General features: G+C 69.5%; 22 protein-coding genes and 1 pseudogene. 3 read left to right on the top strand and 20 right to left on the bottom strand.

Features of this window, described 5'->3' with window-relative positions:
- Positions 1-115: 115 nt before the first annotated feature.
- Positions 116-1,264, bottom strand: coding sequence for an AAA family ATPase (locus EBN88_RS00420; protein ID WP_407703357.1), 1,149 nt, complete (start codon positions 1,262-1,264; stop codon positions 116-118).
- Between the two features lie 865 nt (positions 1,265-2,129).
- Here EBN88_RS00420 and EBN88_RS00410 point away from each other — a divergent pair.
- Positions 2,130-2,912, top strand: a complete 783-nt coding sequence (locus EBN88_RS00410) for a hypothetical protein (RefSeq protein ID WP_147472608.1) — start codon at positions 2,130-2,132, stop codon at positions 2,910-2,912.
- A 56-nt stretch (positions 2,913-2,968) separates the two neighbouring features.
- Here EBN88_RS00410 and EBN88_RS32615 read toward each other — a convergent pair whose 3' ends face one another.
- The 9 genes and pseudogenes from EBN88_RS32615 to EBN88_RS00365 form a co-directional block, all read right to left on the bottom strand.
- Positions 2,969-3,562, bottom strand: coding sequence for a MobC family plasmid mobilization relaxosome protein (locus EBN88_RS32615; RefSeq protein ID WP_407703356.1), 594 nt, complete (start codon positions 3,560-3,562; stop codon positions 2,969-2,971).
- 798 nt (positions 3,563-4,360) lie between these two features.
- A complete protein-coding gene (locus EBN88_RS00400) occupies positions 4,361-4,597 on the bottom strand; it encodes a hypothetical protein (RefSeq protein ID WP_147472607.1) in 237 nt (78 codons plus the stop codon).
- Entirely contained in the window at positions 4,594-4,839 is a 246-nt protein-coding gene (locus EBN88_RS00395) for a hypothetical protein (RefSeq protein WP_122181729.1), read from the bottom strand. Before EBN88_RS00395 ends, EBN88_RS00400 begins: the two co-directional genes overlap by 4 nt.
- Complete coding sequence (locus tag EBN88_RS00390; protein ID WP_122181728.1) at positions 4,836-5,825, bottom strand: DUF2637 domain-containing protein; 990 nt, start codon at positions 5,823-5,825, stop codon at positions 4,836-4,838. Before EBN88_RS00390 ends, EBN88_RS00395 begins: the two co-directional genes overlap by 4 nt.
- Positions 5,822-6,415, bottom strand: a complete 594-nt coding sequence (locus EBN88_RS32520; protein ID WP_122181727.1) for a WhiB family transcriptional regulator — start codon at positions 6,413-6,415, stop codon at positions 5,822-5,824. The genes EBN88_RS00390 and EBN88_RS32520 overlap by 4 nt, the downstream gene beginning before the upstream one ends.
- 129 nt (positions 6,416-6,544) lie before the next feature.
- Positions 6,545-7,255: an ATP-binding protein gene (locus EBN88_RS00380; RefSeq protein ID WP_233580346.1), complete on the bottom strand. Its 711-nt coding sequence runs from the start codon at positions 7,253-7,255 to the stop codon at positions 6,545-6,547.
- The gene (locus EBN88_RS00375; protein WP_122181726.1) at positions 7,252-8,274 is read right to left on the bottom strand and encodes a hypothetical protein; all 1,023 of its coding nucleotides are present in this window, start codon (positions 8,272-8,274) and stop codon (positions 7,252-7,254) included. The genes EBN88_RS00380 and EBN88_RS00375 overlap by 4 nt, the downstream gene beginning before the upstream one ends.
- A 671-nt stretch (positions 8,275-8,945) precedes the next feature.
- Entirely contained in the window at positions 8,946-9,671 is a 726-nt protein-coding gene (locus EBN88_RS00370) for a helix-turn-helix domain-containing protein (protein WP_233580345.1), read from the bottom strand.
- 550 nt (positions 9,672-10,221) lie between these two features.
- A pseudogene (locus EBN88_RS00365) lies at positions 10,222-11,030 on the bottom strand (IS5 family transposase).
- A 134-nt stretch (positions 11,031-11,164) separates the two neighbouring features.
- Here EBN88_RS00365 and EBN88_RS00360 point away from each other — a divergent pair.
- Both EBN88_RS00360 and EBN88_RS00355 read left to right on the top strand, forming a co-directional pair.
- Positions 11,165-11,701, top strand: a complete 537-nt coding sequence (locus EBN88_RS00360; protein WP_122181724.1) for a hypothetical protein — start codon at positions 11,165-11,167, stop codon at positions 11,699-11,701.
- A gap of 470 nt (positions 11,702-12,171) precedes the next feature.
- Entirely contained in the window at positions 12,172-12,729 is a 558-nt protein-coding gene (locus EBN88_RS00355; RefSeq protein WP_233580344.1) for an NUDIX hydrolase, read from the top strand.
- A gap of 100 nt (positions 12,730-12,829) precedes the next feature.
- Here EBN88_RS00355 and EBN88_RS00350 read toward each other — a convergent pair whose 3' ends face one another.
- The 10 genes from EBN88_RS00350 to EBN88_RS00305 are packed head-to-tail and all read right to left on the bottom strand — an operon-like array spanning position 12,830 to position 20,777.
- Positions 12,830-13,462: a mycothiol-dependent nitroreductase Rv2466c family protein gene (locus EBN88_RS00350; protein WP_122181722.1), complete on the bottom strand. Its 633-nt coding sequence runs from the start codon at positions 13,460-13,462 to the stop codon at positions 12,830-12,832.
- 57 nt (positions 13,463-13,519) lie between these two features.
- Complete coding sequence (locus EBN88_RS00345; RefSeq protein WP_122181721.1) at positions 13,520-14,182, bottom strand: 3'-5' exonuclease; 663 nt, start codon at positions 14,180-14,182, stop codon at positions 13,520-13,522.
- Between the two features lie 28 nt (positions 14,183-14,210).
- Positions 14,211-15,179 (bottom strand): phosphoribosylaminoimidazolesuccinocarboxamide synthase, encoded by a 969-nt coding sequence (locus EBN88_RS00340; RefSeq protein WP_122181720.1) that lies wholly within the window; start codon positions 15,177-15,179, stop codon positions 14,211-14,213.
- Positions 15,176-15,841: an HAD family hydrolase gene (locus tag EBN88_RS00335; RefSeq protein WP_122181719.1), complete on the bottom strand. Its 666-nt coding sequence runs from the start codon at positions 15,839-15,841 to the stop codon at positions 15,176-15,178. Before EBN88_RS00335 ends, EBN88_RS00340 begins: the two co-directional genes overlap by 4 nt.
- Positions 15,838-16,590: a nucleoside/nucleotide kinase family protein gene (locus tag EBN88_RS00330; protein ID WP_233580343.1), complete on the bottom strand. Its 753-nt coding sequence runs from the start codon at positions 16,588-16,590 to the stop codon at positions 15,838-15,840. The genes EBN88_RS00335 and EBN88_RS00330 overlap by 4 nt, the downstream gene beginning before the upstream one ends.
- The gene (locus EBN88_RS00325) at positions 16,587-17,699 is read right to left on the bottom strand and encodes a DegT/DnrJ/EryC1/StrS family aminotransferase (RefSeq protein WP_122181717.1); all 1,113 of its coding nucleotides are present in this window, start codon (positions 17,697-17,699) and stop codon (positions 16,587-16,589) included. The genes EBN88_RS00330 and EBN88_RS00325 overlap by 4 nt, the downstream gene beginning before the upstream one ends.
- Positions 17,696-18,730 (bottom strand): radical SAM protein, encoded by a 1,035-nt coding sequence (locus tag EBN88_RS00320; protein ID WP_122181716.1) that lies wholly within the window; start codon positions 18,728-18,730, stop codon positions 17,696-17,698. Before EBN88_RS00320 ends, EBN88_RS00325 begins: the two co-directional genes overlap by 4 nt.
- Complete coding sequence (locus EBN88_RS00315) at positions 18,720-19,442, bottom strand: dTMP kinase (RefSeq protein ID WP_233580342.1); 723 nt, start codon at positions 19,440-19,442, stop codon at positions 18,720-18,722. Before EBN88_RS00315 ends, EBN88_RS00320 begins: the two co-directional genes overlap by 11 nt.
- Positions 19,439-20,257, bottom strand: coding sequence for a class I SAM-dependent methyltransferase (locus tag EBN88_RS00310; RefSeq protein WP_122181715.1), 819 nt, complete (start codon positions 20,255-20,257; stop codon positions 19,439-19,441). Before EBN88_RS00310 ends, EBN88_RS00315 begins: the two co-directional genes overlap by 4 nt.
- A complete protein-coding gene (locus EBN88_RS00305; RefSeq protein WP_122181714.1) occupies positions 20,247-20,777 on the bottom strand; it encodes a phosphoribosyltransferase in 531 nt (176 codons plus the stop codon). Before EBN88_RS00305 ends, EBN88_RS00310 begins: the two co-directional genes overlap by 11 nt.
- Between the last annotated feature and the right edge of the window lie 11 nt (positions 20,778-20,788).

The raw sequence follows: 20,788 nt of genomic DNA, 5'->3' as shown, positions 1-20,788 counted from the left end.
CGTTCCGTGAGCGCGGCTGATATGCGAGGCCAGTGCGGGGACGTGGGCCGGTACCACGACGGGGCCGGCGGTCCACCATCGTCCTCCCAGCTGGCGTGGGCGAGCGCCTCCGCGCTTACCTGCGCGGCAGCGCGCCGGGCGTCGGGGAAGAAGGACACGGCGGGGGAACTCCCTTGGTCGTCGCGGTCGAGGGGGATGAGGTGACCTTGGAGGACGGCCCGAGCGCCAGCGCGGTGACCGTTTTCCCGGTCGCCTTGGAGACGACTTCGGCGACGACCTCCTGGTCCTCCTCGGGCGCCACGCCGATCAGGTTGGCGAAGGCGATGTCGATCCCAAGGGCCTGCGTGATCCGTTTGGCCGCCAAAAGTTCCCGCAGCTGCGGAGCCCAGCCGATCTGTCCGCTCTCCCATCGTTTCGCCAGGTTGCGCGCCACGCGCACCATCGTGCGATTCACGCCCAGATGGGCGGCGAGGTCGTAGTCGGAGGTGACCTTGATCTGCACGGAGAACCGCGATCCCAGCGCATCTGAGAGAACCGCGCCAGGCGCCCCGGGGTTGTGCGCGGCTATCACGTAGAACCCCGGTATGGCGGTGACCAGTTCGTTCCCGTGAGCCTTGATCCGGATCTCCCGACGACCGTCCATGGCCGGATACAGGGCTGCCATCACCGTCGGGGGAATCAAGGTGGCGTCATCCAGCAGCAGGGCCCGCCCTTCCCGCATCGCCGTGACCATCGGGCCGTGCAGGAACTCGTACCGGCCGTCGTCGCGTTGGCTGTACTCCCCCAGGAGATCACCCACCGTCGTGTCGCCATCCCCTGCCACCGTCACCAGATCAGGGAAGGCCGCCTCCAGCAGAGAGGTCTTGCCGGTGCCCGGCGGACCGTGCAGAAGAACCGGAACGTCGGCCTCGCGCAAGCGCTGCAGCGCCTCGACATCCGGCAACCCGGCCAGCTCGCGCGGGAAGTACTCCTGCCCCGACGCCCGGACCACCCCTCCCGACCCGCTCGCCCCACGGGACGCCCTCGAGGTCGCGGCGGCCGATGTCGGTCGACTCCCGGCCGAGGGCGAGAAGGTGGCGGCCGAAGACGTGCTATCCGTCGCCCGGTACCGGCGTGGATTCACCCCAATCCGCTCAGCCTGGCCCCGCTCCACCAGCCGTTCCAACGCCGCACCGATCGCCCCCGATGAATGTCCCAACTTCGCGGACAGTTCCGTCACGCTCAACGCAACGGAGGAATCGGCCGCCATCAGCGCACGCGCCACCATCGCTCGCAGCTCCCCCGGACGCAGTCCCGACGAGGGCAACCCACCACCGGGCGGCGCTGTCATACCTGTTCCTCCTGCCGCGATCCCAAGACCAGCCAGACAGGCACCCTAAGGACGATTCACGGCGGCACCAAGCAGCTTCAGATACCGAAGATCGCCCAAGAAGACGAGCCGCACGGTGATTCGAAGAACCCGGTCACCGGAAAGGAGAAGGACACGCCATGCCCCGCTCAACATATGAAGGCAAGAGGTTCACCTCACTGTCCGAACTCGCCACCGGAAGCGCCCAGTGCGTCATCACGCACCTACGCACACGGCGATTGAGCGACGGGGATCTGAGCGGCGTCCTCACAGAATGCCGCCGCGTCACCGGACCGAAGAGCCCATGTCTCCTGCTCGTCGCCAGCACAGTGCTGGCGCCCACCGTGAAGGCCATGAAAAGCGCGGGATGGCCATGGCGCGGCGTGACACCATGGCCCAACACGGGGGCCGACTTTCTCCTGTGGGGAACAACCGACGCCTACCGAAGCCCCATACCCACAACGCCCGGCTATTTCACGGGAGATCACGCACGCGACCTCCGCCTCCTCATCCGAACATGCCCCCCGGGCGAACCCGTCCTGGACTTCTCCCCCAGCGGCTCGATCGAACGCGCCGCACAAGCAGAAGGCCGCCCCTACATCGGCATCACCACTCCCTTGTCGTAGAACTCGTCGTCCTCGTTGTCGGCAGCACCTCGGCGTGAGCGACGCGGTTCGTCATCCGTCCTGCCGAATCCCCCGTGTTGAACACAGACCCGCCGGCTCAACATCTGTGCGCGCCGGGCCAGTTCTTCGCCGCACAGGTCGGGCATGATCCCGCCGTGAACCAACAGACTCTCCTCGAAGTCACTCCGCACGAGGTCGCATTGATGGCCGTCCTTGTCCCGGTGCTCACGGCCTGGTGGGTCCGAGACGCGACACGACGGGCGTCCAACGAGGCCGCTGCCGTCGGACGGCGGCAAGCCGACACCGCAGTGGAGATCGCACGACGCCAGGAGGAGACAGAAAGGGCCCAGCGGTCTCAGGAGATCAGGCGTGCCGCGTGCGAGGCATTCCTCAGCGCCGCTGATCGACTGGCACACGAGGTCGACAGGCTCCCCCAGGTGACCGACGACCTACGAGAGGCACTCCTCAGCGAAGCCACCGTGGAGGTGCACAAGTCATGGGCCGCGCTGGAACTACTCGGAATCGATGAACTCTCCGAACAGGCCAGAGGATTGCTCACTCATTGCCAACGGATGGAACGGGTAGCCCTCGACCGAGCTGTGCTCCACCATGCAAGCGCCAGGCTGGAAGAGAAGCTGTGCCCGGGCAACTCTGAGTGGTGTGAAGATCCAGTCCACGGCTCGGCGATCCATGCGTGGATATGCCTCACCGAATGGGGCCATATCGAGGAAGACGAGCGAGAGCAACACCTGGAGGAACTCGAATTCTCCCTGCGCGAAAGCGAAGCGCTCACCAACGCCCAGATTCAACGAGTCCTCGCTGTCACCACCCGTCCCTTCGCTTGGAGCGACATGGTCGTGACCTGGCATGCAGACCCACTGAAGACAGGCTTCAAGGCGGCGAGGGAGGAATTCGTCCGGGCAGCGGTGTCCAACTGAGAGCACAACCGGACACGTTCTCACCACCCGGAGCACTCCATGGTTCACCGTCTATCTCAGCTGCGTAGGACCATGTCCACAATCGCGTCGATCCGCCGAACCGCCGACTCGACGGCGACGAGAACGGTATCCGTCTGCGGGGGAGCTTCCGATCCGCTGTTGATCGCCTTCGCGATCTGATTGAGGTTGTTTCCCACCTGGCGCAGGTTTCGTCGGACGGCGAAGAACTCCGTGATCAACTCGCGGTCACCAACAATCCGCCCTTCGGCGCTCTCCGCATCCCGGGAAGCCTCGACCGCCGCTTGGGCAAGGAAGCCGGCCAAGGTCATCCCGCTCGCCCGCGCGGCGGTGGTCACGCTCGCCAGCTCGTCGACGCTGAGGCGGACGCTGCGGACCTGGTCGCGGACCTGCGCGGTGGCCAGCCGGTTGCGAAGCCTGCGGCGAGGGCCAGCGGGCCCTCGGACGGCCCGCTCCGGCGGCCCCTCCCCCTGGTTCGGCTCCCCCTGGAGCCGAACCCTCCCCGCCTCCCCTGGGGCGGGGAGAGGGTTCGAAACTCCTGCGCGTGCGCAGGAGTTTCGAACCCCACAACTTGCTCGGACACAGCAGGTCGTCGCACACCTGCACCCTGTCGCGTGGGTGGCGTCGGTCACGAAAGCTTTCTCCTCATGCAGGGGGTGGGGCGGACGGACGAGGTCCGGCCGGCACGGCGCACCTGGCCCCGGTCCCAGGACGGACCGGCCGAGCAGCCACAGCTCGACCTCGAGCGGACGGACGAGCGCCTCCCCCCGGGGCGCCCTCGAACGAGACCCGACCACGCCCGGGGACGATCTTGGACAGATCGACGTGCCAGCCGGCGCCGCCACCTCGGTGTCCGCGCTGGCGGACGGACGAGCGGACGGACATCTGGCAGCGGATGAACGGACGAACACCCCGCATTCCCGTCGGGTGGACCCGATCCCGCCAGCTCCTATGGGAACGGACCGTCCGCCAGCGCGGTCCCTCAGTCGACCGGGCTGTCGTCCGCCCGCAGATAGACCAACGGGGCAGGCCACCACGGTTGAGGACTCCAGCGAGGTGACGTCGGCGGCCCGTGCAGAGCGCTCGTGCGGCCCGGACGCGGGGTTGCGCACCGGCTGGTGGACGCGGACGGCGGGCCACCGGACGACCCGCACGGACACATCTCTTCGCCGGTCCACGAAGTTGGCGAACCTCCATGGCGACGGGCCCGGGGCGGACGAGGGAGGGAACCGAGCGGCGACCGGGTGGGGGGACGGACGGACGAAGTCCGCGACGCGGACGGGAGCGAGGGTGATCGGCGCAGGGGTTCCATCCGCTGTGGGGGTGGATGGAACCCCCGGGACCGGTCCGCCCCGGGCCCGTCGCCCGGGTGGTGCGGACGGACGAGAGGGACGGACGAAAGGGGTGGACGGACCAGAGGGGTGGATGGGCTACGAGGGGGCGTGAGGTCCGCACCGTCTCGGGTGCCGAAGGTGCTGGAGGTGGGCGACGAGTTCCAGGACCGAGGAGGCCGTGGGCAGGCTCATCGCACCCGCCTGGGCAGTGAGTTGGATGACCCAGCCCTCGCCCTCGGACCTGGCCTGGTGGATCACGCCGTGGCGGTGGAGGGTGGTGATCCACACTGCGGCGAGGTCCTCCTCGTGGCCTGGCGCCATGGAGCTGGTCACCCGCACAGGCGGCAGCGCGCCAGGTGGGAGGAGAGCGCGGCGGCCATGCGCCGTTTGTAGGTGTGGGCGTTGCCGCGCAGGGCGTGTCGGTTGTGGTCGGTGCGACGGCCGGCGCTCTCCTCTTCCCGGGCCGCCGCTGCCTCGTAGTCGGACTTGATCTTGGTGAAGCGTGAGCAGCGATAGGGCCGGCGCTTCGGTTGGTGGGGGTGCTCGGTCTTGTGGTGGGCGTGTTCGGTGGTCACGAACTCCTCCTCGTGTGCTCTTCGCGGAGTTGGGCGATCAGTGCGGTCAAGCGCGCGTTGCTAATGGAGATGGACTGGCTGCGCAGGGCGCCGGCGATGGAGTCGCGACGCACTCGCCCTTCGGCCTGGACGGTCGTGCGGGCCGCCCGGAGCACGCGCTCGTCGAATCCGGTGGCGCTGTCGGCATCGACTTCGGACCTGGGTCTTGCAGATGGCGGCCGGCCGGCGGACGGACCGGCGGACGGGTTGGAGGCCGGTCCGCCCGATCCGGGGGATGTGCTGGTGGCTGCCAGTAGGGCTTGGGGTGCGGCCGCTTGGGCGAAGCCGGAGCGATACCCGGTGCGGTGCCCGGTGCGGGCGGGCTGGGGGATGCGTTCGACGTGGTGGTGCACGGCCGCGTGCGGGGAACGGGTGCGGTGGCGGCTGTGCGCCAGGGATCGGGCAGTGCCGGGATGCACAGGAGATGGGTGGGAGCGGGGCGGTGAAGGCGCGCTCGGGGATGCCGCCTTGGCCGCTCCGGTGTCGCGCTGGGTCTGGTGGGTGGCGGTGTCGGCGCCTCGGGCGATCAGGATGTACAGGTGCACGGCGCCGGCCAGCGCGAGGGGGGCGACGGTGGACAGCACCCCGACGGTGGCGTCGTCCAGCCGCAAATCCCCTGCGGCAGTGGGGGCTTGCTGGTTGAGGCGGACGGCGTGCAGGGCGTTGGCCCAGATGCTGGTGGTGGTCGCGACGCCGAACAGCAGCCAGACGTAGGCGCGGGCCCGCAGGGGCGCGTGGCGGTTGACCAGCAGCGCCCGCACGCCATAGGCGATGAACCCGTCGATGACCAGGGGGAAAAGCCAGGTCAGGCTGTCACGGACGTGGATGGCTCCCGCCATCTGCTGGAGTGCGTCGAAGGACAGGATGGCGCCGGCGCCGCCAAGGCCGGCGATGGCCGCCTTGTCCCAGCCGCTGATCCGCCCCGCAGCGGGATGCTGGCTGGTCATGCCGCCCTCCCCAACTCCGGCTGGCCCACGGGGCGCCCGGCGGACACGGGGGCGACAGCGGAGCGGCGCCGCCCCTGGCGGTGCTGCCGGTGCGCCGCGCGCAGCAGGCGCTCGGCGTGCGCCTCGCTGACCTTCAGCAGGTAGGCCAACCGCTCGGGGGTGACGCAGTGTTGGACAGCGAGGTGCACGAGCGCGCGGCGCTCCAGGAAACTGAGGTGGATATCGCGGCCGGCCAAGGCGGCGTGCACCCTGTCTGGGTCCAGGCGGTGGTGGGTCAGATGGTGAAGGTCGGCACGCTCCTCCTCCGTCGTGCCGCCCCAGATGCCGTCCCGCGCGCCGCTCTCCAGCGCGGTCTGCAGGCAGATCTCGCGGACGGGACAGCCGGCGCACAGCGCCTTCGCCGTGGCGACACGCGCGTCGTCGTCGGCGTCAGGGAAGAACAGCTCCGGATCGTTCGTCGCCTCGGGGGCGGTGCGACAGACGGCGCGCTCCTGCCAGCCATGATCCCCAAGTCGACGCGGTCGCCCACCACTTGACGAGGGCGGTGACACCTGGCGGAGGTATGGCGATATCGGGGTGATGTCGGTCATATGGTGGAACTCCTTGCTCGCTCGCCGGCTCGGTGGTGGCGCCGCACCCCGATCACCCGGGGCTTCGGGTCCTCGGGGGGCGCGCATCACACCGATCCGCATGGGTGGTCGCGGAGGGCTACTGGTGGTTCAGGTGAGGTGGTGGCGTCTGCGGTCGGGGCCGGTCAGCACGACGCGGTCGGCCATCTGCGCGAGCCGGGAGGCGACGCGATCCCCCAACGCCTCGCGGAGGCGGGCGAGCGGCTCGTTGCTGGTGATCAGCATCGGCAAGCAGTGAACGTAGCGGTGGTTGACCACCCGATAGGTGATCTCCTCCGTCCACGGCGATGGTTTCGCGGCGGCCAAGTCGTCGATCATCAGCAGCGGGCAGGTCGCCACCCGCCACACCTCCCGCTCCGTATCAACCCCTTGGCGGGGTCGCAGACTGCCGTAGAGGTCGGCGGCCGACTCCGCCCGCCACTCCACACGCACCCCATGCCGGGCCAGCAAGGTCAGGGCGCCGAAGGCCTGGTGGGTCTTGCCCGTCCCCGTCGGGCCGAGGAGGAGCAGGCTTCGGGCGCCGGCCACGCTCACGGCCCCGACGGGTGTTCTACGGGCGCAGGCCACCACCTGCTCCACCCAGCCCAGCACGCCGGGATGATCGGCCACGGCGGTGCGAAAGAGCGCGGGGACACGCGGATCGAGCCGACCACCGAAGTCGGGCTCCGGCGGTGAAGGCGGCTGGGCGACCCGGATACCTCGCGCGGCCATGATCGCGAACACCCGCTCCACCGCCGTCCCGGCACGCCCTGGCGCCACCTCGGCAACGGAAGCGCGCTCACCCGCGCGTTGGCTCGTCACAGCTCCCCCTCGTAGGCGGCCGGGTCGACGGGGTTCGTCCACGCGACATGCCTCGGCACGGTAGACACCGATCGCGGTCGCCCCAAACCACCACCATCGGCTGGAGGGTTGAGTGCCTCGTTCACCAGGCTTGGCAGCACGCTCGGATGCATCGGGCGCTGGCGGAAGCGCTCCAGCCCCGCCCGCACCGCACCAGGGTCCACCCCCTCGTCGAGCAGGGCGCCAACCTGGCGAGCGAGATGCCCCACCACCTGCTTCGGCGGACGGTGGGCACACCCGGCCACGTACTCCGCGATCAACATCTGCGCGGCGGCGCGGTCGGCGGGCGCGGCGCGCCCCGCTTTAGCGGTAGATCCCAGGTCCACGGTCCTAGATCCAGACGCGACACCCTCGCGAGGACTCGACGAGTCCTCGACGAGGGCTCCTCGAGCGTTCGTCGAAGACTCGTCGACACGCTCCTGACCTGCGCAATCACCCCTCGCGTCCCGAACATCGCCATGATGCGGGCCGGCCTCGTCGACTCCTCGACGAGTCCTCGACGAGCCCTCGTTGAGGACTCGCGGCACGCTCGTCGACGGCTCGTCGAGCCCTCGCGCGGGCTCGACGAAGGAGGTTCCCGGTCGGCTGGGGTGCTGGCAGGTGGCGGCGCCGCACCCGCCGCACGTGGCCTTCGGCTGATGGATCGGGCAGGCCGGGGTGCGCGACTTCGAGGGCCGGTCGATCTTCTGGTGCAGGTGCCAGGTCACGATGTGCAGGTAGCCCCGGCCGTCGCAGCCGGTGTACCGGCAGATCAACCCCGCCTCCGCCAGCGCCCCCAGATCGGCCTCGACGTCCACAGCCGTATGCTCCGGCCGCAGCGGCCACAACACCCCAGCGATGATCGCCGGATGATCCCGAAACCGCCCCTGATCATCCGCCTGCGTCACCAGCCCGAAGAACGTTCGCTCGGCCGTCAACGACACCCCCGCCAGGGACTCGGAGAAGAACGCCTCCGGCTTGATCGTACGAATACGAGCCACCGCTCAACCCACCACCGTTCTCACCAGTGCGGGTAGCCGTAGGAGACAAGACATGTCAGAATCCTTCGCTAGTAGGCGAAGCAGCCCTCACGCGTCACAGTGCAGGGGCGCTTCGATTGCCGAATGTGCTCGCCTCGGCGCGCACTCCGTGGTGCCCGGGGCTGCAAACCCGGGCACCACGGCGCGACCCGCACATCCAACTCCCGTACAGCACAAGGGAAATGAGCGGATACCGCGCGATTCCGCGCAGCCACTGCCGCTGGCGACCAGAACGATAGACACGGCCCGGCAATCCATCCAGACCAAAACCAGAGGTCAGGCAGTCACACATGGCGACCGGGCCGAAACTGGCACCTGGCATCACACCCCCCTTTCAGCGAGAGTTCACTGACCTTACAAACGACCAATTACTTGATCAATACCTTCCATTGACCCGCACACACCCCACCACCCGACCACCCCATCGCTTCAACTCGACGTGGCTTTAACGCATTTGACGGGGCGGTAGGCGTTCGCATGAGGCCGAAGAGACTGCAAAGCGACCGTGGCGCAGATGTGCCAGGCGAGTTTCCGCCATAAAGAAATCGGCACGTGCGTGCCGAATCTGAATCCGGAATCGGCACGCACGTGCCGAATTGGCATTCCAGCACGGCAGAAAGGAGTACACAGGGCTACGGCACCGGAGGCTCCATCGGCGTGATCACCGCGACGCGAGCCGACGTGTCTGCCAGGGGCCGCAGCACGTGCGCGAACACCGCCACCGACCCCGCGCCCGTGCGGGTGGGAAGGTAGAGGCGGAAGGGTCCTCGCGGGACCGCCATCGGCACTGTGGCCTCCGACTCCCCGATGTCGAGGCGACGCCCCAGCTCCGCGATCCGCCCATCCGGATTGTGCGCACGGGCCAGACGCAGAGCAGAGCGCAGCCGCTCCACCTGCTCCTGGTGCGCCTCCTCCCCGAAGACCTCTTGCGCCTCGGGCCGCAAGAGCCACGCAGCGAGGTTCGCGCCAGGCTCCGACATCCACGGGAAGCGCTCCTCCATCGCCGCGTTGGTCGCGACCACGTCCCACGCCCCCGTCGTCAGCACCGCCGGAGCCCGTACATAGGCCACCATCAGCCGCAGCCCCTGGTAGGTGACCTCATCCTCCTGAGCCTCAAGGGAAGGGACCGGCAGCAGTTGCACCGCTTGGAGGAAGAGCGCGGCTCGCGCCGGCTGATCCAGCAGCAGCGCGCTCGCCAGCCGCTCCAGCGTTTCACGATCCAGACGGACCGACTCGCCCTTCTCCAGCTTCCTGTACCAGCGCTCGCTCACTCCGGCCCGCTCCGCCACAACCGCCTGTGTCAACGCACGGCGACGGCCCTCCCGGATGCCAGCCACGCGTCGCCAACCGCGCAACATCTCCCCGAGGCCCGTCTCGTCTCGGCGCGAACGCCCTCCCGCCTCTACTCCTCCTTCGTCGGACACAGCCCCATACTCGGGCAACTCGACCATGGGCGCCGGTCGAGCAGAGCCAATCGAGGGAGGAAACCGTGCAACCAGGAGAAGCACGACTATCGAGAATGCCCACGACGCAACGGGCGTCATCAACAGGGTGAGTGGAACTCCACCACCTCCGTCGTCGCACCACTGGTCGATCCTTGGTTGTCTCATGGCACGTGCTGCGCGCACGGCCGTCAACCCACCAGGCCGGTTCTGCCTCAGGACACAGGTCCATGCACCGTCTCCCCGAACGGCCTCGACTGCGGCCTCAGCCGGCAGGCCGGCATCGAGCTGAGCGGCGCCCGCGGTCGGTGTGTCCTCCCGCAGCGCGGAGGGCCCGCGGCGCCCGGGCGGCTCCCGCCGACGCCAGCGTCGCGTTGCCTACCACTTCGTCCCCGCGCCGGACGGCTACACCGGCGGCCGCCGTCCGCCACCTTCCTCGTCGGCAACCGGCTGCTTAGACCGTGTCCTACGTGGTGAGTCGTCGGAGACGTTTGTAGCAGCACAGGGCTGCGGTGAGTCCGAGAAGGGCCAGGTAGTTGCGCGGCTGACGCTCGTAACGGGGTGAGAGGCGGCGATAGCCGGAGAGCCAGGACATGGTGCGTTCGATTACCCACCGGTGCCGGCCGAGCTGCTGGCTGGACTCGACTCCCTTGCGGGCGATCCGGCACCCGATGCGCTTTCCGCGGAGCCATCTGCGCAGGTCAGGCTGGTCGTACGCTTTGTCGGCGTGGCCTTGCTGGACGGTAGTGCCGGCTGCGGTCGGGATCGTGTCTCGCTTGGAGACCGGCGAGGAGCGGCTTCAGACCCTGGCTGTCGTGGACGTTGCCACCTGAGACAGCGACCACGACAGGCAGCCCGCCCGCATCGGACAGGATGTGCATCTTGGAACCGGGCTTACCCCGATCCACAGGGCTCGGACCCGTGTGTCCGCCCCATTTTTAGCCCGTACGTGAGCCGTGTCGAGAATGACGCGGGACAGGTCGAGAAGCCCGGCCGCGGCGAGTTCGTCGAGCACGGCCCGGTGTAGACGGCCCCACACCCCGGCTCGAGACCAGATCAGGAACCTGCGGTGGGCGGTTGACTTCGATATCCCGAAGCACGGCGGCAGATGCCGCCAGGCGCACCCGCTCGTCAGCACGTACCGATGGCCGCGAACACCGCCTCATCAGGCGTGTTCTGTGTCCCGCCGCCCTGCGGACGCATCCGTGAGGGCGGCAACAACGGCCGACTCACCACGTAGGACACGGTCTTAAGGACACTCAGGTGGGGCCCCACCCGGGGGACGCACCCGGCTTCGGGGAACGGGAGAGGCCGGTTTGCGCTGTGTGCCAACAAGGTGGCGCGCTCGGCTAACGACCGGGCCATTCGCGCGCAGTACGGTGCCGACGCCATCTACGAGAAGAGGGAACGTGAGACGCATCCTGTTCGCTTTCATTGCGGCTATGGGACTGGTGTTAGGCCTGCCCGGCGCCGCAAGCGCCCACAGCACGGACGACTGGTACACCGCAGACAAACCACCGGCGGACCACACCTTCGCCGGCTGCACCCTCAGCCATGTCAGTGGCGTGTACCAGGAGCTCTGCTGGGGCCGCAACGGTAACTGGTTCTCTATGGACGGCTTGATCTCCGACACTGTCACCGACGGATACTGCGCGACGGCGCAGCTCCGCTACGAGATCTATGAAAATGGAGCCTGGGCCGGGCACTGGCACTACCGCAAGGTCCCGGGCCACGACTGCACAACCGGAGGGCCGTACGATGGCGTTTTTGTCGGGGAGTTCGTCTCCAAGTACCCGATACGCAACATCTCCTCACGGGCCTGTCACGCCGACTCCAATGGCGCGATTATCCACTGCGAGTCGAACTGGCACGCGCTTGCGCAGTCGACAGCAAGACATGAGGACCACGGACGACCCATGGAACATCCGTGGGTCAACGGTGAGTAGCCAAGCTCCTTCTCCGGGGTGCGTTTGACGATCCGCAACCCGCAGGGCGGTAGCCCAGGCGCCCACGCCCTGCGGACGCACCCGCGAAGACGGCAGCAGGTTCCGTGCGATCTCCCACGGACCATCTGGAACACGCCATCCCCACCGCGAACTCCCCGTACCCGACCAGCGGCCGACTCACCACGTAGGACACGGTCTAAGCCTGCCCGGTCAACGACACCCCCTCGTCGAGGAGCGGCTGGCCTTATGGAACCGGGCTCCGAGGAGCCTGTCGCCTCGACAACGACGTGTCCGCCACGCCGCAGGAGGGACGCGTTGACCCGCGTGGCCCCGGCTCTGACTTGTAGAGTGCCAACCCCCCGTACGCCATGGACTTTTCGCGGAGTTGCCCGTGCACGTGCTTGTCGCTCGTATCCGAGCAATGGGTTATCGGAGGTTCGGCTCCCGGGTCGGAGCGAAGGTGGCTCGTGATGATCAGTGACTCCGACATCTCGGAGGCCGTTGCGGCCTATCTCGGGCGCTATCCGGAGGAGGCCGAGCAACTGGCCGAGCCGTTGCGGCTGCTGGCCGAGGGCCGGGGCTTCGCCTCCCGGCGCAGCTTCCCCATGCACGTGACGGTGGGCGCGCTCCTCGTTCGCGACAGCACCGAGATCCTCCTCGTCGAGCACCTGGCCTACGGGATCACTCTGCAGCCCGGCGGTCATCTTGAGCCGGCCGACGTCACGCTGGTCGACGCGGCGATGCGCGAGCTGACGGAAGAGACCGGTATCGACCCAGGGCAGATCTCCGTGGTCTCGTCGGCACCCGCCTATGTCGAGTACGGCCAGGTGCCCGCGAGGCCAGCGAAGGACGAGCCGGAGCACCACCACTTGGACATCGGGTTCGCCTTCGCGACGGCCCGTGCGGATGTCGGGCGCATCCAGGAGTCCGAGGTGACCGGTGCCGGCTGGTACCCGCTGGAGCTTGCCGAGCGTCTCGTCGGCCCCCGCATCACACGAGCGATCAGCGGACCCGCCAAGGTCCGCTGACCAGGACAGGTAGTCGTGGGCGCCGCCGTGCCCTCACGTCGTATCCGATGTGAGGGAAAGGGAAGGCCCTTGGCCGGCGTCGGCTGCCGGGTGGCTTCGCTCATGAGAAGGACGGTTTGCCGTCCCGGCTTCGCTTGAGTTCGTAGAAGCCGTCCGTCGCGGCGATCATGACCAGGCCGTCCCAGAGTCGTCCGGCGGCCTCGCCGCGAGGGGCCCGGCGGAGTACGGGTCCGAACAGAGCCGTGCCGGCAACGCGTAGGACGGGCGTTCCGACGTCGAGGCCAACCTCGTCGAACGCCTCGTGGTGCGAGTCCTTGATGCGTTGGTCGAACTCCGTGCTTGTGGCGGCGGATGCCAGGGAGGCGGGCAGGTGCGTCTCGGTGAGCGCCTGGGTGACCACGGTGGGGTCGTCTCGGCGTCGATGGTGGTGCAGTCGGGTGCCGATGGCGGTGTACAGCGGGCCGAGAACGTCGCGGCCGGCGTGCGCGGTGGCGGCCGCGCAGACGCGCACCGGGCCCCATGCCTGCTCCATCAGCGCGCGGTAGTCGTCGCTGAGCCCCTTACCGTTGCGCTGTTCGAGGTTGAGGTAGGCCAGCGACATGATCCGCCAGTCCGCGCGCACCGGCCGGACTTTCTCGACTTCCAGGAGCCAGCGCGAGGTGACCCATGCCCACGGGCACAGCGGGTCGAACCAGAGGGGCACGTCGGTGCGTTCCCGCTCTTCGTTCGGCATCGAAGCGGGCACCGTCCTTTCATGGATCGGCATACGGATGCCTTGTGGTTGGGGTGGTCAGGCGTCGAACAGCCCCGCCTGGATGGGCCGGTTGGTCTTCGCCATGCGCCCCGCCGTCCTCACCAGCGCCGCGAGGTCGACGAGTTGGGGGTCGTTCTCGGCGGCGCTGATGAGGTGGAGGAAGACCTTCGCGGTGACGTCGACATCGGCGGGGGCCCGGTGCCGGTCGGCGGGTTGTGGGATGCCGAAGTGCGCGAGCAGGGTGTCGAGTTTGTAGTTCGCGAGTCCCGGGATGAGGTGTTTGGCCAGGGGGATCGTGTCGAGGAAGTCGGTGCGGGCCAGCGTCGGGCAGTGCTCGGCCTGGTGATGGATGATGCCGGCCTCGGTGGCCGCGTGCTGGGCCACCAGCAGGTACGGGGTGCCGGCCGTGAGCCGCCGGTCCAGCGCTCCCAGCGCTCGGTCCGGGGTGGGCGCCTGCTGGAGCTGCTCGGCGGTCAGGCCGGTCTGGGCGGTGTCCGCCGGGGTCACCGGGGCGAACGAGGGTGGACGGATCAGGGACGCGCTGCGGCCGGTCTCCTGCCATGTGCCGTCCGCGCAGCGCAGGGCGAGCGCGGCGACCTCGATGGGCTGGGCCGGATAGCCGGTGGGGGTCGTCGTCTCGAAGTCGATCACCACGAACGTCGTCGCCCGGAAGGCGGGGTCCTCGGTCAGGCTGCTCATGCGGTCACCTTTCTGGTTGGCTGCGCCGTCACGGGTTGATGAGGCGGGCGGCGGCGTGGGTTGCCGTCGGCAGGTCCGGCGCGTTCCAGTGCCGCTCGCCCGTCCAGGTCTCGCTCAGGGACCGGTACAGGTCCGTCATCACCGGAAGGAACTCTGGTGGGAGTGGGGCCGGCTTCGGCCACCGGCTTCTGGGGACGCCTTCGGCGATCAGCTCGCTGGTGGGGATCTGGAGCCCGGAGCGCACGTACCAGTCCCGCAGGATCTGCTTGCCGCAGTGCACGCCGCCGAACATCAGACGGCTCTCGTCCGGTGTGCCGGGACTGTCGCCGAGCACCAGCTCCTGCTCGACCGTCACCAGGTACTCGACCTTGCCGTCGCAGTGGCTCAGCCCGAGCCCGGCCGCGTGCCCGGTCAGCACCTCGTCGACCTTGACGGTGATCTCCCGCAGGGCGGGGAACCGCTCGTCATCCAGGCCGGAGAGGTACTGGGCTTCGCCGGGGGTGAGGAACCGGTTGGTGTCTTCCCGGGTCGTCGCGTACTCGATGAGCGGTCGCGCCAGCTTCTGGCCGACCGACGGGAGCGCGTCGAGTCCGATGTCGGCCGGGACGAGTTCGCCAGCGGCCAACCGCCGGTGGACGGAGCTTCCGGGCGGAAGCTCGTTTCGGAAGAGGACCTGGAGAGGCAGGAGGTAGTTGCCGGAGGCCGGGGAGTGGGGGCGGTCGGCCGGGTCCGGGAGGCGCGCGAGGGTGAACTCGATCTGGTTCGGCGCGATGTGTCGGCGGAAGTGCGTCCGCACGCCGGCCTCCTCCAACATCAGGAAGTTGAAGGCAGCCATCCGGCAGATCGCCTCGCCCTTACCAGGGATCGGGTCCGGCATTCGGCCGTAGTGGAAGACGGTGTAGTGGTCGGTGTACTCGAAGACGCCGATACCTTCCCGCGTGGCGGTGGGCGGCTCGACGACGTGCAGATTCTTGGTCGAGTTCAGGACCGGCATCATGCTCCTCGAAGCCGACGGCGGCGCGCCGTCATCGCTTCTTCGTGGGCGGTGGCCAGGTGACCGTCGATCACCGTGATGACCCGCGTGCCTGCCGCGCGGGCGGAGGCGATGCCGTCAGGGGCGTCGTCAACCGCGAGGCATCGCCCCGGGGAGACGCCCAGGTGGCGGGCGGCCGTGAGGAACAGTTCCGGGTTCGGCTTGCCGTGGGTGACGTCTTCGCGCGTAACGACGGCGACGAACGCGTCGCGCAGGCCCAGGGCGTGGAGTCCCGGGTTGACGAGCAGTCGGCTCGCGCCGGACGCCACGGCACAGGGCAGCCCGGCGCGTCGGGCCTGCCGCAGGAGTTCGACGACGCACGGGACGGGTGTGATCGTGTGGACCGCTGCCAGCAGGTGGGCGCGGCTGCGTTGGACGATCTCGTCGCGGGGCAGCGCCTGGCCGCCGGGCAGCTTCGCCAGGAGGTCGTGGATGGACAAGCCGATGTGCCGGGCGTACCAGGAGGGGTCCAGGTCGACGCCGTACGGATCGAGGGCCGCTCTCAGGGATTCCTCGTGGCCGCGCCTGGTGTCGGCGAGGGTTCCGTCGAAGTCGAGGATCAGGGCCTCGACGCCCTCGTCGATGGTGGGCACCCAGGTCCCGGCGGTGCTCCCGGCCTGGCTCATGAGGCTTCCACCGGGGTGAGCTGCCCGCAGCACATGCACACCGCGTCCGAGCGCTGCCACGGCTCCACCAGGCAGGCCAGGTCGCTCCCGGCGTCGTTGATCCACGTCCGGATCTGCTCGACCGCCGCGTACTCGTCGACGACCCGCCGGTCCACGACGCGGTAGCGGACCGGGTCGGTGGCGGCGAGCTGTTCGAAGAGGGCGCCCGCGTCGCGCATGAAGTCCACCTGCTCGCTGGTGAGTTCACGGCGGTCACGCCGTTGTGCGCGCTCCACGGCCTTCGAGGTGTCGTCGGTGACGAGGATCGTGAGGTCAGGCAGCGGTCGGTAGGACGAGGCGAGGTCCAGCAGGTCGATCGCCGTCTGGAGGGCGGCTTCCGGGTCGTCGGGGTGCAGCAGGAGTGCCTGGCACACGGCGGTGGTGTCCACGCTGCGGCCCTCGACTACGACCTGCCCACGGGCCAGATCGGTCAGGACGGTGTCCAGGTCGTGTCGCTTGATGGCCATGAGGATCAGGGCCTCGGCCATCGGGGTGCCGCCGCGCAGGAACGGGTCGCCGCCGCTGGCCTCGCGCAGCGCGCGGAGCAGGGCCTCGCCCAGGCCCAGGCGCCCGTTCGCGCGCTGGGAGAACTCGTCCAGCATCAGCGGCTTGACCGCGAGGGCTTCGACGGCACGGTTCGTCAGGTACGTCTTGCCGACTCCGTTGAGGCCCTCGGTGGAGATCAGCGGGCCGCGGCTGCAGTAGGTCATGCGCGCCATGCGGCGGCCTCCCGGGCGATGATGGCGGCGTAGCGGTCGAGCACCGCTTCGTCGTCGCGTTCGGTGATGATGAGCGCGAGGGTGTGGTCCAGGATCTGGGCGGCGCCCCGGCACGGTGCCCGGTCCGCGCTGGTGAACATGGGACGGGTGTCGCACGGCACCAACCGGAAGCTGCCGGTGGAGTTGGGCACGCCCCGTTCAGCGAGGTGCTCGGCGAACGCCCGAGGATTCGGCAGGCCGATGTGCAGGAGCGGGGCGTAGTGGTTCCACGTCTCGTCCGTCGCTGGCCGCAGCGGCGTGAGTCCGCGAGCTTCCCGCAGGGCGCGGAGCAGGTGAACCGTCTGGGCCCGGCGGCGCCCCAACAGAGCAGAAAATTTGCGTAAGTTGGCCCGCGCGAGCGCGGCGAGCGGCTCGGCCAAGCGTGCGTTGACCGCGAGCTGTTCTTGAGGGAGGCTGCCGGGCGGCGGCGTCAACCAGTGGCTGCGGAAGGCCCGTACGTGGGCGGCGAGAGCGAAGTCGTCGGTCAGGACGAAGCCGCCCTCACCACTCCAGAGGAGCTTGCCGTCCTTCATGCTGAAGCACCCGGTTGCGCCGACCGTTCCGGCTCTGACGCCGGCACGCGAGGTTCCCAAGGCCTGGGCGGCGTCCTCGACGATGATGAGCCCTTTCGCGGCGGCGAAGGCGCGGAGGGCGGCCGGGTCGCCCATCCTGCCCCACAGGTGCACCGGGACGATCGCCATGGTGCGGGCCGTGATCTTGGCGGCGGCGTCGGCGTAGTCCAGGTCAAGGGTGGCGGGGTCGCTGTCGACGAAAACCGGTCTCGCGCCGAGCTGAACGACCGGTGCGGCCGTCATGATGACGGTGAGCGCCGGGACCAAGACCTCGTCGCCAGGCCCGACGCCGATTGCGGACAGCGCGGCGTGCAGGGCCATCGTGCCGGAGGAGACCGAGACCGCGTGGCGGCTGGCGAACGCCTCGGTGAGGTCGTGCTCGAACCTGGTGGTGCATTCGGCGCCGGCGGGGTCGGGCATACCGGCCAGCGCGGCCAGGGTGCTCTGGCTCAGCTCCTCCGTCGCGCGGAGCGGTGGCAGGCCAGTCACGGTGCCTCCCTTCCGAGGAGGCGGGGCATGTCCAGCACGAGCGGGCCCATGTTCACGCAGTCCCGGGAGAAGTGGGAGCAGTCCGTGCACGCGGGGCGGTCGGCGAACAGGGTCCGCGCGTCGCCGCCGACGATGGTGCGCCGCGCACTGGCCGATGTGGCGGCGATCCGACGGTCGGAAGGGCAGTCCCATAGCGAGCCGTCGGGCTGGATGAAGAACAGGCGCGCCCCGCCGAAGCAGTCCGCGACCCGGCCGCTGCCCTGGGTGGAGATCGAGACGAGGAACTGCCGCATGTAGGCGGGGTCGGGGAGGGAGAGTCCTCGGGGTTCCGCCTGGAGACGGCGCAGTTGGTCCTTGACGGCGGGGACGTCCCCGGAGGTGTGGCACCGCTCGGCGAACAGCTTGTGGTCGGGCGGGAGGGAGATGGGCTGCGGGACGTAGTAGTCGACGCCGATGTCGGAGGCGAGCCGGGCGACGTCGGTGATCTCCTGGGGGCGGTCGCGCATGACCACGGTGTAGACACCGACCCGGGGGCCCGGCTCGGAGCCCCGCTCTCTCAGCAGGGTGCGGATGCCGGCCAGGACTTCGCGGTGGCCCACCCGACCGGAACGGGAGGGCCGCAGCCGGTCGTTGACGGTCGCGTCCGCGCTGTCCAGGGACACCGAGACACCGTCGACGCCGAGTTCGACGAGCCGGCGGGCGATGCCGGGCCGGATGAGCGGCACGCCGTTCGTCGCGACGACGACCTCGCACCCGGCGTCCTTGATCGTCTTGATCAGGCTGAGGGTGGGCAGCCAGTCCAGCGGCTCACCGCCGGCGAGGACGACCCGTTCGACCGGCGAGCCGGCCAGGGTCCGGGCGAACTCCTTCCTGACGGCACGGTCGAGGTCGCGGACCGGGATATGGGACAGCACACCCGGCCCCTCGGGGAGCGTCTCCTTGTGCTCCTCCAACTCCCCGAAGTAGCAGTGCGGGCAGCCAAACGAGCAGGGCGAACGCACGGCCCACAGCAGGGTGATGTCACGAGGCACGGCTGTCCTCCCGCTGGGTCACGAGAGAGCGGACGGCGTCTTCGACGGCCTCGCCGGTCTCCGCCGGGCCTTGGCCGGTCACGTCGATCACGGTGAACCGGTCGGGCTCGGTAGCGGCCAGTTCTCGATAGAGCCGGTCGGTCTGCTCGATCACGTCCACGGCGCTCGCCGGGAGCGGTCGGCCGATCCGGGCGGTGAACCGGGTCGTGCAGATCTCGCGGTCGCCGGCCAGCAGGAGGGTGGCGTCCGGCATCGACCGCCACCGGCGAGCGGTGGCCAGGATCTGTTCCGCCACGGCCAGGGCGGGGGTGGCCCGGTGCTCGGCGTGCAGGATCGCCCCCTGGCACACGGCCACGCTGTCCACGCCTCGGTCCTCAAGGATCACGTCAACGCCGTCCAGCAGTTCGGGGGTGAGGCGCTCGAACTCACGGAACTTCAGCGCCAGCAGCGCCAGCGTCTCCACGACCGGGTGCCCGGTCCGCAGGCAGACGTCCCCTCCCGCAGCGAGGGCGGCGATCACCTGTCCTGGCAGGGTGTCGGCGGCCTGGTCGGTCAGCTCGTCCAGCCGCAGGCACCGCGAGCCGAGGGAGGCGGCCGCCGCACGGACGGCGGTGGTCTTCCCGACCCCGTTGATCCCCTCCACGCTCACCCACAGCGGACGGCCGGGAACCTCCCCGGCGCGGCGGGGCCCGGGGATCGTGCCGGCGCTCATGCCGGCCTCCGGCACACGAAGAGCAGCTCGGTCGCCCGGTCGGGAACGACGACGGACGACACGGTGTCCAGCAGCGCCTTCGGCACTCGGCCGGCCAGGTCGCGGTACCAGTGGACGGCGCCGGGTCCGTATCGTTCGGCGAGTTCGACGGCCACCTCGTCCGGCTCGGGCGGCAGGAGCCCCATCACGTCGTCCACGACCAGGCCGGCGGTCTCGACGGCGCTCACGACCTCCTCGCGCGACCACTCGTACACGTGGACCCGATACCGCAGCGGGCGGGGCGGGAGCCCGAACGCCTGCGGCGTGGAGAGGTACAGCACGCCGTTGGGGGCGAGCGCCGCCCCGGCGGCGGCGAGGCTCCTCACCCCGAGCTGGTACGGCAGGTGCTCCAGAGCCGAGGTGTACAACGCGACGTCGAACTGCGGCAGCTGCGGCCACGGGCCGGCGACGTCGCACTCGACGAAGTCGACGGGGAACGGGCTGCCGTACTCGCGGCGCAGGCCGGCCAGCCGCGTGCGGGCCTCGGCGAGGTTGTCCGGGCTGATGTCCAGACCGACGTAGCGGGAGATCTTCGGCGCGTACCGGTGCAGCAGCGGCAGGGCCAGCCCCCGGCCGCAGCACACATCGAGCACACTGGCGCCATCCGCGCACCGCTCGGCGACGATGAGGTGCTGCATCAGGTTCATCAGTCCGGACGGCTTCGCCTCACCGAGGTTGAGCGCGGCGTAGAAGTCGTCCATCTGGTTGGTGCTGTACGGGCCGATCATCGGCGTGCCCGGCCGGGTGCGGTACTGCTCGTCCAGTTCAGCGCTCATGCTGTCCCTCCCAGGGGAAAACGATCCAGGTGTCGTTCAGCGACGCGATGTGGTCGATGGCGTGGTGGGGCTCGGTCTCCTGCGTCCAGTTGGCCCGGTTCACCGTGAGGACCGCGGTGCGCACGCGGGCGGTGCCGAGGCCGCGGAGCAGGCTGGCCGTGTGGGCGAGCGTCGCCCCGCTGCCGGCGATGTCGTCCACGAGCAGCACGTCCAAGCCCGTCAGGTCGCCGAGCGAGGCGGGGTTGCGGGTGGTTGGCAGCAGGGTCTTGGCGGCGTGGATGCCGTCGCCGGTGGTGTGGGTGACCTCGATGGCGCGCACGTCGCGGATTCCGAGACGGTGGGCGAGCCAGGCGGCCGGGATCATGCCGCCGCGTACGATGCCCACCACCACGTCAGGCGCCCCGCCGGCCGTCACCTGATCCGCGATGGTCTGGGTGGCGGCGCCGATGTCCTCCCACGTCAGAAACACGGGGGCAGGCCGGTCAGCGTTGCTCGCGCGCGGAGTTCGTGACGTGGCCATCTGCTGTCCCT

The organism is Streptomyces triticirhizae (genome assembly GCF_003696235.1).
GTDB lineage: Bacteria > Actinomycetota > Actinomycetes > Streptomycetales > Streptomycetaceae > Streptomyces > Streptomyces triticirhizae.
The sequence above is the reverse complement of the archived record's forward strand: the minus strand, read 5'-3'. Positions and strand labels throughout refer to the sequence as shown.